Raw genomic sequence first — 11,226 nt, 5'->3', positions numbered from 1 at the left:
GGCGCCATGTTGGCGATGGTCGCGCGCTGAGCCAGCGGCAGGTTGTCGAGGCCGTCGCCGTAGAATTCGACGAACTTGCCGACCACGCCGTGGGCGCGGAGCATTTCGACGACTTTCAGCACGAGGTCGGTGCCGGTGGTGCCTTCGACCATTGCGCCGGTGAGCTTGAAGCCCACGACTTCCGGGATCAGCATCGAGATCGGCTGGCCGAGCATGCCGGCTTCAGCTTCGATACCGCCCACGCCCCAGCCGAGGACGGCCGCGCCGTTGACCATGGTGGTGTGGCTGTCGGTGCCGACGAGCGTGTCGGGATAGGCGACTTCGGTGCCGTCCTGATCCTTGTCGGTCCAGACGGTCTGGGCGAGATATTCGAGGTTCACTTGGTGGCAGATGCCGGTGCCCGGCGGAACCACGCGGAAGTTCTCGAACGCGGTCTGGCCCCACTTGAGGAACTTGTAGCGCTCGATGTTGCGCTCGTATTCGCGGTCGACGTTCATCTGGAACGCGCGCGGGTTGCCGAATTCGTCGATCATCACCGAGTGGTCGATCACGAGGTCGACGGGCACGAGCGGGTTGATCTTCTGTGCGTCGCCGCCAAGACCCTTGATGCCGTCACGCATTGCTGCGAGGTCGACCACGGCCGGAACGCCGGTGAAGTCCTGCATCAGCACGCGGGCGGGGCGGTAAGCGATCTCGCGCGGGTTCTTGCCGCCTTGCTCGGCCCATTCGCCGAAGGCTTTGATGTCGTCGGTCGAGATCGTGAAGCCGTTATCCTCGAACCGCAGGAGGTTCTCCAGAACCACCTTCAGCGAAGCGGGCAGCTTCGAGAAATCACCCAGGCCAGCCTCGGTGGCGGCGGGGATCGAGTAATAAGCATAGGTTTTCGAACCGACGCTGAGTTCGCGGCGGGTCTTTGCGGTATCCTTACCGGTAACGATGGGCATGAGAATGGCCTCCCTTCAAGGGTCCTAAGGGTGTCGCTGGCGTGTGTTTGCCCCAAGCGCGCGATCCGTTCAAGAGGGTCGGGGCATTTTTAGTATACCATTGCACACAAAAACACGCGACTGGAGCGACCCAGCGTCATCTTGAACCGCGCTTGGGCCGTATACGTTGGACATATATCGTTTCGCGCGCCCGGACAGAAAGAAATCTCTCAAAACATTGATTAGGCATGGTCTGAGCAGAAACGCTAGGTATAAAGACGGCGAAGTGAGGAGTGTTTTTCGAGTGCGCGCAGGACGTTTGACCGCGATGGGAGCTGCTTTCGCCGCAGGGCTGGTAAGCTTTGCGGAATTTGCGTCTGCCCAAGGGGCAGCCGACGCGCCGCCCGGGATGCGTCTCAACGCCTCCGAGGCGCTTCTCAACCAGATGGCCTCCGAGAAATCCGACACCCCCGCGAAGCCGAACCCCGTGGCGCCCGATCCCGACACCGAAGGCGAGCACGACCCGGTCGTGGTCGAGCTTTATACCTCGCAGGGCTGTTCGTCCTGCCCGCCGGCGGATGCGCTCTTGAAGGAGCTCACGGACCGCGACGACGTGATCGCGCTGGCGCTGCATGTCGATTACTGGGACTATCTCGGCTGGAAGGATCCCTTTGGAAAGCCTGAGTTTTCCGCCCGGCAGAAATCCTATGCGATCGCCGCGGGCGAGCGCACGGTCTACACCCCGCAGATGATCATCGCGGGCCGCGAGGCCCTGATCGGGCCGCAGGAAGCGGCGCTCGACACCGCCATCGCACGCGAGAGCGACGCCCATCCCGAGGTCGATCTGAAGATCACGGGGAAGGGCGATCATTACGAGATCGCGCTGAGCCCGGTCGATAAGCTGGAGACGCCCGCGATGGTGCAGCTCGTGCGCTACAAGCCCTCCGCCACGGTCGACATCCTGCGCGGCGAGAATGCCGGGCGCACGGTGACCTACAAGAACATCGTCACCAGCCTGACCGGCATCGCCGAATGGGACGGGCGCAAGGCTGTGACGCTCTCGGTCGATCTCGACGGGGACGCGCCCGCCGTGGTGATCGTTCAGGAATCCCGCCCCAGCAAGAACGGCCCGCTACCCGGTCCGATCCTCGCCGCAGGTCAGCTGGACTGACCGGGGCGGATCGAGCTGCGCCGAGCCCGTCAGGGCAGGGCGCAACCGTCCCTTCGGTACCCTGATTTTTCCTTGCATCCAGACGCGCATCTCGTATAAGGCCGCATCTTCCGCGTTTGCTATGAACCGGCGGAGCCTCTCGTGTTGGGTTGCGGAAGTGTCAGACGCCCAACTTTGAAGCCGCCTCGAAATACAGGAGTTCGCATGCCGCTTTACGAGCAAGTCCTCATCGCGCGTCAGGATCTGTCCAACGCGCAGGCCGAAGGCCTTGTCGAACATTTCTCCACGGTCCTGTCGGACAACGGCGGCAAAGTCGTCGATTCCGAATACTGGGGCGTGAAGACCATGGCCTACAAGATCAACAAGAACCGCAAGGGTCACTACGCCTACCTGCGCACCGACGCCCCGTCGGCAGCCGTGCAGGAAATGGAGCGTCTGGCCCGTCTGCATGACGACGTGATGCGCGTCCTGACCATCAAGGTCGACGAGCACGAAGAGGGCCCCTCGGTCCAGATGCAGAAACGTGACGAACGCGACAACCGTCGCGAGCGCCGTTGATCGGTAGACAGGAGTAGACACCATGGCAAAACCGTTTTTCCGCCGTCGTAAGGTCTGCCCGTTCTCGGGTGAGAACGCGCCGAAGATCGACTACAAGGACACCCGTCTTCTGCAGCGCTACATCTCTGAGCGCGGCAAGATCGTCCCCGCCCGCATCACCGCCGTTTCGGCGAAGAAGCAGCGTGAACTGGCCCGCGCGATCAAGCGCGCCCGTTTCCTCGCCCTGCTCCCCTACGCCGTGAAATAAGGAGACCGACCGATGGAAGTGATCCTTCTCGAACGCGTGGCCAAGCTCGGCCAGATGGGTGACGTCGTCACCGTCAAGGACGGCTTCGGCCGTAACTACCTGCTGCCGCAAGGCAAGGCACTGCGCGCCAACGAATCCAACATCAAGAGCTTCGAAGAGCGCAAAGCGCAGCTCGAGGCCCGCAACCTCGAAACCAAGAAAGAAGCCGAAGCTCTGGCGTCGAAGATCGACGGCGAGACTTTCGTCGTGATCCGTTCGGCTTCGGACGGCGGCAACCTTTACGGTTCGGTCACCACCCGTGACGCGGCGAACATCGCCTCCGAGCAGGGTTTCTCGGTGGACCGCAAGCAGGTCATCATCCGCCAGCCGATCAAGGTTCTCGGCCTGCATGACGTCGAAGTGCACCTGCACCCCGAAGTCGTCGCCGAGATCCAGCTCAACGTCGCACGTTCGCCCGAAGAGGCCGAGCTGCAAGCGTCGGGCAAGTCGATCCAGGACGTGGCGGCCGAGGAAGAGGCTGCAGCCGAGTTCGAGATCGCCGAACTGTTCGACGATATCGGCGGCGCGACCTCCGACGACGACGAGGGCGGCCCCGTTGCCACCCCCGAGTCGGCCGAAGACGAAAACAACGCCTGATCGGTCGCTTCGACCTTTCAGTCCGAAAGACAGAGAACCGCGCCTTCCGGGGCGCGGTTTTTTCATGCTTGCCTGTCGGAGTATTTCTGCTGAAATATGTCTAATGACATAGTCGGGCCGCGACGCGCGGCGCAGACCCCGGAACCGCGTGCCGCAATCCGGCGTTGGCCCCTAAATGGCCCTCAGGGCTTTGAAAACAGGGGACATGCATGACGAAACGATCGGGGCAGGGCCCGCGCGATGACGCATCGAGCCGACGCGACCGGCTCGTGCAGGCGGGGCTTCTGGGCTTCGGCGCCTATCTCATGTGGCGGCGCTATCAGGACGATCGGCAGGCCGCGATCCACGGGCCCACGGAAGGCCGCAGCGCCCGTCATGTCCCCGCGACCCGCACCGACCGCTATGACCGGCCCGCCGACCGCGCGCTGGGACGTCAGGCGGAAAGCCCGTTCGATATCCCCCGCGCAGGCTGGAAGGCCATCGCCAAGCGCGCTTACGGTCAGATCGACGAGGACCGCGTGCTGGCCGTCGCCGCGGGCGTGACCTTCTACGCGCTGCTCGCCCTGTTCCCGGCCCTGACCGCCACCGTCTCGATCTACGGCATCTTTGCGGACCGCCAGACCATGTTGCAGGATCTCGATGCGCTCAAGAACGTCATCCCGCCTGAGGCGCTGACGCTGATCCGCAACCAATTGGAGCAGTTGATCGGGTCCAGTTCAAACGCGCTCGGGCTGGCCTCGATCTTCGGCATCCTGCTGGCGCTCTGGTCGGCCAATGGGGGTGCGAAAGCGATGATCGGCGCGCTCAACGTGGCCTATGGCGAGAAGGAGCGGCGCAGCTTCGTGCAGCTCAACGCTTTTGGCCTGGGCATGACGATCACCGGGATTGTCATGGTCTGCGCACTGATCCTCGTCGCCGCCGTGCTGCCCGTGATGCTCGATTACATCCCGATGGGCGGGGCGCTGGATGCGGTGCTGCGCTGGGGGCGCTGGCCGGTGATGGCGCTGGTGCTGGTGGGGATGCTGATGCTGCTCTATCGCTACGCGCCCGCACGCAATGCGCCGCGCTGGATCTGGGTCGTGCCGGGGGCGATCGTGGCCTCGATCCTGCTGCTCATCGTCTCGGCGGGCTTCTCCTTCTACACTTCGAACTTCGCGAATTACTCGAGCACCTATGGCTCGATCGGCGCGGTGGTGGTGCTGATGATGTGGATCTGGCTCTCGACGACGGCGGTGCTTCTGGGGGCCGAGATCAATTCCGAGGCCGAGCATCAGACCGCGCAGGACAGCACCATCGGCGCGCCGCGTCCCTTGGGCGCGCGCAACGCCGTGGTGGCCGATGCGGTCGCGCCTGCGCCCGCGCGCAAGCGCTGAGCGGGGCGCGCGAAACGAGCCTCAAAATCGCCGTTTTTACAGGGAATCCTGTCCGGGCAAGCAACCCTGACGAGGCCCTGCCATGCGGCTGTTTTCGATCCTGCACTTCGCGCTGACCCACACGATCCTCGTGACGGGCGGGCTTTTGTACCTACATGATCCCGAAGGTGCGCGCGACCGGCTCGCATCGGCGGGCGAGGTGCTGCGCACGGCGATTTATGACCGGATCGAGCCCGGCAATCCCGCGGCGGATCGCACCGCGTCCCTGCATGTGGATCGCGCGGCCCAGAAGCTGCGCGAGGTTGCGACCGCGACCGATCTTCCCTCGCTAATCCCGAACGCGAAATTCCTGAAAGTGCCGACCGCGGAGTGAGGCAGGGTAGGCGCGACCCGCGCCACATCCCCTCCGCGAACGCAAAAGGCCGCCCCGAGGGGCGGCCTTCGCTATTACTGGGCGGAGTGCCCGAAGATCACAGCTCGTCGAGCTTCTCGATCTCTTTCTGCAGCTCTTCCTTGGTGACTTCCTTGTCGTCCACCTTGGCTTCGCCAGCGATGTAGTCGACGACCTTGTCTTCGAAGAGCGGCGCGCGCAGCTGCTGCTGCATCTGCGGGTTCTGCTGCACGAATTCGAAAAAGGCGCGCTCCTGACCCGGGTACTGACGTGCCTGGTTCATGATCGCCTGGGTCATCTCGGCGTCGGAGACCTCGATCTCCTGCTTGCGGCCGATTTCGGCGAGCAGCAGGCCAAGGCGCACGCGGCGCTCGGCGAGGGTGTTGTGCTCGTCGGTGGTTTCGATCTCGCCGTGGTCATGGCCGTGATCGTCCGGGTTCTCTTCGTGATAGAGCTGGTGCGCGATCTGCTTGGCCTCGGCTTCCACGAGCGAGGGGGGCAGGTCGAACTTCACCTGATCGTCGAGCTGGTCGAGCAGGCCACGCTTCATCACCTGACGCGCAGCGCCCTGGTACTCGGCTTCCAGACGCTCTGCGACCTGGGCTTTCAGCGCGGCGAGGTCTTCGGCACCGAACTGCTTGGCCATCTCGTCGTCGATCTCGGCAGCCTTCGGCGCCTTCACTTCGTGGACCTTGCACTTGAACAGCGCTTCCTTGCCCGCGAGATGCTCCGCACCGTATTCGGTCGGGAAGGTCACGGTCACTTCGACGTCGTCACCGGCTTTCGCGCCGACGAGTTGCTCTTCGAAGCCCGGGATGAACGAGCCCGAACCGACTTCCAGCGGGTAGCCTTCGCCCTTGCCGCCTTCGAACGCTTCACCGTCGACGAAGCCTTCGAAATCGATCACGACCTGATCGCCGTTCTCGGCAGCGCCTTCTTTGGTCTCGAAGTTCTTGGCGGTCGCGGCGAGGCTTTCCAGCGCTTCGTTCACTTCGCCTTCGTTGGCCTTCACGACCAGACGCTCGAGCTTGACGCCCGACAGATCGACATCCGGGATTTCCGGCAGCGCTTCGTACTCGACGGTCACGACCACGTCGTCACCCTCTTTCCAGTCTTCGCCGTCCTTCATCTCGATCTTCGGCTGCATCGCGGGGCGGTCGCCGGTTTTCTCGAAATGCTCGCTCATCGCGCCGTCGACCGATTCCTGCATCGCTTCGCCGAGGATGCGCGGGCCGAATTGCTTGCGCAGCATCGCCATCGGAACCTTACCCTTGCGGAAGCCCTTCATCTCGATCTCGGGCTGCGCTTCGGAAAGCTTCGCGGTGACCTTCTCGTCGAGTTCCTTGGCGGTGATGGTGATCTCGTAGCCGCGCTTGAGGCCGTCGTTCTGGGTCTCGGTGACCTGCATGGTTTGTCCTTTGTCTCTGGGCGCCGCGCGGATCGCGGCCGGTTCTCGAATTTCAGGCGTCCTTCTATTGAGCCTCAGCCATGGTGGCAAGGCGAAAAGGGGCTGCGGGGCGGCCTCCGGGCGGTGAAATACGCGCGCGGGCGGGCGCGTGCGAGGAGATGCCGGGAACACAGGATCGGGAGCGGGTAGGGCGGGCGCTGACAAAGCGGTGCAAGGTGCGGCGCGCGGCTGCGGCGGATCGGGAGGAAGATGCAGCCGGGACGCACCACCCCACAATGGTCGCCCCGGCCGCGAATCCGGGATTGCGCCGAGCCGGCGCGTCGTCGTGATCTCTCACCGCTTCGGCGGATCCGCCCCCTTGTTTGCGGATCCCAAGCGGAGACGTCACGATCTCCCTGAAGGTCCACTCTAAGCCGGAAGTGTTTGAAACTCAGCGGTCATTTTCGGACAGATCGCGTCTTTGTGGTCCGTGTTGTGCCCGGAAGACCGCTCTCTCGTCCTCACGCGACGGTGCGCCAGCCGCGTTCGACGCATTCGAACTTCACCGCCTGCCTGCGGAAGTGGTCGCGCACGAAACCGGGCGAGAGCCAGAGGCGGCCTCGCCTGCGCGGCAATTCCCATCCAAGGTGGCCCGCCTCTTCGGCCTTCTGGATCATCCGCTTGATCTTCGAGACCGAGATCAGGAATAGCTCGGCCAGCGCGGCGATGCTGACCGGTTCGAGATAGATGCGCCCGTCGGTCTCGCGCAGGTCGGTGAGCATGCGGATCAGCGCATGGAGCAGGATGCCGCCAGTGTCGGAGCCGAGGAAATGCGCCATCGAGGGCGGCGGCGCGCGCCATTCGGGATCGGCGCGGATGATCTCGACCATGTGCCGCTGCATCGCGAAGGGAAGATCGGGATCGTTGCGCGCCGCGGCCAGCCGCGCGCCACCGTCGAGCATGTCGAGGCAATGCAGATGCCCCTCGCACCAGCGCCGCATGCCTTGTTCGGCGACGGGCGTCGTGGTGACGGGCCGCAAGCGCCCGTCGCCCTTCGTCTCGCTCGGCGGGGCGAGCAGGCCATGCACCTCCATCTCGCCGAGATACTGGCTCAGCGTCTTGCGGTTGATCTCGACATGGGGCGTCAGTGCCGCAAGAAGCCGTCCCGGCGTCAGCTTCGGCGCGTCCGGCTCCGTCTTCGCCCGCATCGCCAGTGCGAAACTGGTCTGGCTGACGAGCCAGCGCCGATGCGAGGCCATGTGCCGCGCAATCCGCGGCGTCTGCGCCTGCACATCGAGCAGCATTGTCGCCACCGCCTTCTGTGTGGCGAAGAAATTCGGATTGGCCGCAATCGCGTCGCGGCTGAGCGCGTGGCTGGAATTGGGGGAGCGCGAGCCGGACTCCGGCGCGTCTTCGACAGGCCGCCGGGGCGGCATTTGCGGGCCTTCGACCATCACGCCTCCCACGCTTTCGGTCACCAAAGCGGGGGCGTACCGGGCCCGCGCAGCCTTATAAAACTAGCATAGCCGCGCAATAAGGCGAGGGTATGGTACGATATTCTGGAGGTTGGGAGTGGTGCGGGTGAAGGGACTCGAACCCCCACGCCAAAGGCGCCAGAACCTAAATCTGGTGCGTCTACCAGTTCCGCCACACCCGCATCAGGGGCGTAATAGCAACAGCCTGCGGGCTCGGAAAGAGGAAGATGCGATTTTGCTCGTCTTAACGAGATGGTGAGGGTTAGCCTGTACCTAAAGGCGCGTCAGACGCCGAAGTTACGAGTAGGCAAGAGCAGGTATCGCCATGGGACAGGCACCCGGGCGGGGGGATGGCATGGCCATGCTCCGCCAGATCATCGAATCCAATCCACGCCACAGCCTTCCGGGCCCGGCTGGCCCGAACGTGACAGAGCGCGTATCGCCGCCCGAGGCGCGCAAGCCGAAGCCGGATCTCAGCGCGGGGATCGCCGCCGGGGCGCGGGTCTACACGCTCGACGGGGCCATCCCGATCGAGTTTCTCGAACCCGGCGACCGGATCGTGACGCGCAGCGGGACATGCAAGCTTAAGGCGTTGCGGGCGGGCGATTATGTGGGCGCGCTGATCCGGGTCTCGCCCGGCGCGCTTGGCCATGACCGGCCCGGGGCGCCGCTGCTGATCGCGCAGGGGGCGCAGCTGATGATGCGCGACTGGCGGGTGCAGGTGATCTACGGCAAGCGTGAGGCGCTTCTACCCGCGCAATCGGTCGTCGACGGCCACTATGTCACGCTGGGCCAAGGCCGCGCGCGGCTCTTCGTGCTGGAATTCGAGACGCCCGAAGTGATCTATGTCGATGGTGTGGAAATGGCGGCTGCAGTGGCAAGCGTCGACGCCTGATCGACGCGGAATTCCCGACAATTTTCATAAGTCTCAGAGGGTTGCGAGGCGTCGTCTCGTCACATCTGCGATAGTGATTTGACATAAACGTACCTGATCACGCGCTTGTGTTGACAGGATGATATGTCATTTGCATAGTCTTATTATGCACTAGGGGACGAGTACGCAGTTTCGCTGCGAAACGCGTGGTTAAATCTGTTCGGAGATTTTGATGACGGCACCTTTGCGAAATGCAGAGGCGATCTTGCATTGCGCGGGTTGCGCTGGACGTAACCATGGCGTGTGCGGATCCCTCTCGGATCGAACCCTCGCCCGCGTCGCGCAACGGGCGCGTGCGATCTCCGTCGCGGCCAATGACCGGCTGTGCGAGGAAGATGTCACCTGCCACCACATCGCGCTGGTTCAGAGCGGCATGTTGCGGATGCAGAGCCATTCGCTCGCGGGGCGGCGCAAGATCACGGGGCTCGTCGTTCCGGGCGACAGCATCGGGCAGATCATCCGGGGCACGCGGGACACCGCGATCGAAGCCGTGATCGACACCAGACTTTGCCTGTTCGAGTCGGCGAACTTCGCTCAGCTGATCGAGCAGGAGCCCGAATTGCGCCGCGCGCTATGTCATCAGGCGGAAAACTGGACCGAGAAAGCGCGGCGGTTGAGCTTGCTACTGGGCGCCTATGGACCTGCGAGCCGACTGCGCGCGCTGCTGCTGCTGGCGCCCAGTATCATGCCTTGGAAAGCCCTGCCTGACGGGGGTGGCGTGTTGACGATGCTGCTGCCGCGTCAGGACATCGCCGATCTCATCGCCACGACGCAGGAGACGGTCAGCCGCTCGCTGCATCAGTTCCAGAAAGACGGGCTGATCGATATCCTGAACGCTAGGCAATTCCGCCTGAACGACCTCGAGGCCCTGTCCGAAGGGCTGGAGGAGATCTTGCACCACTGAGCGCGCTCACTCGTCGCGCATCTCCAGCGAATTTCCCGAGATTTCGATGAGCCTCTCCAGATTGGCGAGCTCGACATCGTACGGCGTGACGATCCGGATCGCGCCCGTGCGCTCGAGCTGGTGAAACGCCCGGCTCAGCGATTCCGGCGAGGTGCCCAGCAGATGCGCTATATCGACCCGCTTGATATGGATATGCAGGTTCAGCTGGATGGGCGCATGCGCGGTGCCTTCCAGGGTCCGGTATTTGTGGCGGCTCAGGATGATCAGGAGCGAGGCGAGCCGCTCAACGACTTTCGAGCTTCCCAAGACCATCACCCACTCGCGCGCGGCGTCGAGCTCGTCGAGAATGCTCAGCAGGAACAGCCGCTCCGCCTCATGCGAGCGGGCGATGATCGCTTCGAATTTCTGCCGGTCGCAGGTCAGAACCGCCCCGTCGCTGAGCGCCTCGATCCGGTAGCCGGAGGGGCCGTTGAAGGCGCGCCCGAACATGTCCGACGGCGTGATCAGCCCGATGATGTGGCGGTGCCGGTCCTGCAGGGTTTTCGACATGGCGAGAAACCCGTCGGTCACGAAGCCGATCCGGTCAGCGACCTCGCCGTCTTCGATCAGCACATCGCCCGGCGAAAAGCGAATGCTTTGCCAGAGCGGCATCATCTCGCTGCGCAAATCCTCCGGGAGTACGTCGAGCAGGCGCTGCAATTTGCCCTGCGCCACCACGCCCTCGATCTCGACCGGCTGTCCGGACTTCGGATGCTCGTTCATGCGTCTCCTCTCCCTGTCGCAGGAAGGATTCTAGTCCGGGTCAGACCGGGATGCGAGAGCTACGAGGTCGAAAAGCCGGGATTGTGCCGCTCTTTTCTGCGCCTCTCATCATGAAGTTGCAGGAAAAATCGCGCGGCACAGGTAGCACGTTGATCGGCATCAAAGAATCACGCTGAACAGTCACGGTAAAATACCTTGCAACAAAGGAGAGACAGATGAAAAACCTGCTTATCATTCTTGGCGTGACTGCGGCTCTGGCTGGCTGCGAGACGATGACCGGTCCGGCAGCTTCCGACATGACCGATGAGGCGATGACCGCTCCGGCGGGCACTTCGACCGCCACCACGGACACCTCGGGCACCCACACCAATACGCAAGACCAGGATCGCTCGCGCGAGCAAGCGTCGCAATAATCTGACACGGGCGGCGAGGGGCTGATGCATCTCGCCGCCCGCATTGTCTGGG

Annotated in this window: 13 protein-coding genes and 1 tRNA gene; 9 read left to right on the top strand and 5 right to left on the bottom strand. The window is 63.6% G+C overall.

The window, feature by feature from the left end:
* The coding region (locus tag B3D39_RS02440; RefSeq protein WP_286789342.1) for an aconitase family protein at positions 1 to 944 on the bottom strand (944 nt) is incomplete at its 3' end.
* 307 nt (positions 945 to 1,251) lie between these two features.
* Between B3D39_RS02440 and B3D39_RS02435 the strand changes: the two genes are divergently transcribed.
* The 6 genes from B3D39_RS02435 (at position 1,252) to B3D39_RS02410 (ending at position 5,281) form a co-directional block, all read left to right on the top strand.
* The gene (locus B3D39_RS02435; protein WP_274962514.1) at positions 1,252 to 2,094 is read left to right on the top strand and encodes a DUF1223 domain-containing protein; all 843 of its coding nucleotides are present in this window, start codon (positions 1,252 to 1,254) and stop codon (positions 2,092 to 2,094) included.
* Between the two features lie 204 nt (positions 2,095 to 2,298).
* Positions 2,299 to 2,652 carry a 30S ribosomal protein S6 gene (gene rpsF, locus B3D39_RS02430; protein WP_286789341.1) on the top strand — a complete coding sequence of 118 codons (354 nt, stop codon included), beginning with the start codon at positions 2,299 to 2,301 and terminating at the stop codon, positions 2,650 to 2,652.
* A 22-nt stretch (positions 2,653 to 2,674) separates the two neighbouring features.
* A complete protein-coding gene (gene rpsR / locus B3D39_RS02425) occupies positions 2,675 to 2,899 on the top strand; it encodes a 30S ribosomal protein S18 (protein WP_038073027.1) in 225 nt (74 codons plus the stop codon).
* Positions 2,900 to 2,911: 12 nt separating this feature from the next.
* Entirely contained in the window at positions 2,912 to 3,535 is a 624-nt protein-coding gene (gene rplI, locus B3D39_RS02420) for a 50S ribosomal protein L9 (RefSeq protein WP_078520923.1), read from the top strand.
* Positions 3,536 to 3,744: 209 nt separating this feature from the next.
* Entirely contained in the window at positions 3,745 to 4,908 is a 1,164-nt protein-coding gene (locus B3D39_RS02415; RefSeq protein WP_286789340.1) for a YihY/virulence factor BrkB family protein, read from the top strand.
* 82 nt (positions 4,909 to 4,990) lie between these two features.
* The gene (locus B3D39_RS02410) at positions 4,991 to 5,281 is read left to right on the top strand and encodes a hypothetical protein (RefSeq protein ID WP_078520921.1); all 291 of its coding nucleotides are present in this window, start codon (positions 4,991 to 4,993) and stop codon (positions 5,279 to 5,281) included.
* A gap of 97 nt (positions 5,282 to 5,378) precedes the next feature.
* Here B3D39_RS02410 and tig read toward each other — a convergent pair whose 3' ends face one another.
* The 3 genes from tig to B3D39_RS02395 form a co-directional block, all read right to left on the bottom strand.
* Complete coding sequence (gene tig / locus B3D39_RS02405; protein ID WP_274963189.1) at positions 5,379 to 6,707, bottom strand: trigger factor; 1,329 nt, start codon at positions 6,705 to 6,707, stop codon at positions 5,379 to 5,381.
* Between the two features lie 500 nt (positions 6,708 to 7,207).
* Positions 7,208 to 8,140 carry a hypothetical protein gene (locus B3D39_RS02400; protein WP_274963190.1) on the bottom strand — a complete coding sequence of 311 codons (933 nt, stop codon included), beginning with the start codon at positions 8,138 to 8,140 and terminating at the stop codon, positions 7,208 to 7,210.
* Positions 8,141 to 8,259: 119 nt separating this feature from the next.
* Positions 8,260 to 8,343: transfer RNA gene (locus tag B3D39_RS02395), tRNA-Leu, on the bottom strand.
* Between the two features lie 173 nt (positions 8,344 to 8,516).
* On the opposite strand from B3D39_RS02395, the gene B3D39_RS02390 reads away from it, so the two are divergent.
* Positions 8,517 to 9,056 (top strand): Hint domain-containing protein, encoded by a 540-nt coding sequence (locus B3D39_RS02390; protein WP_274963191.1) that lies wholly within the window; start codon positions 8,517 to 8,519, stop codon positions 9,054 to 9,056.
* A 280-nt stretch (positions 9,057 to 9,336) separates the two neighbouring features.
* A complete protein-coding gene (locus tag B3D39_RS02385) occupies positions 9,337 to 9,999 on the top strand; it encodes a Crp/Fnr family transcriptional regulator (protein ID WP_286789339.1) in 663 nt (220 codons plus the stop codon).
* 6 nt (positions 10,000 to 10,005) lie between these two features.
* Here the strand turns inward: B3D39_RS02385 and B3D39_RS02380 are convergent, their stop codons facing one another.
* The gene (locus B3D39_RS02380) at positions 10,006 to 10,761 is read right to left on the bottom strand and encodes a Crp/Fnr family transcriptional regulator (RefSeq protein WP_078520910.1); all 756 of its coding nucleotides are present in this window, start codon (positions 10,759 to 10,761) and stop codon (positions 10,006 to 10,008) included.
* A 215-nt stretch (positions 10,762 to 10,976) separates the two neighbouring features.
* Between B3D39_RS02380 and B3D39_RS02375 the strand changes: the two genes are divergently transcribed.
* Positions 10,977 to 11,174: a hypothetical protein gene (locus B3D39_RS02375; RefSeq protein ID WP_078520909.1), complete on the top strand. Its 198-nt coding sequence runs from the start codon at positions 10,977 to 10,979 to the stop codon at positions 11,172 to 11,174.
* Positions 11,175 to 11,226: the final 52 nt, after the last annotated feature.

The sequence above is a fragment of the Thioclava sp. UBA3469 genome (genome assembly GCF_002378135.1).
In the GTDB taxonomy this organism is placed as follows: domain Bacteria; phylum Pseudomonadota; class Alphaproteobacteria; order Rhodobacterales; family Rhodobacteraceae; genus Thioclava; species Thioclava sediminum.
This window is presented reverse-complemented; position numbering and strand designations above follow the sequence as displayed.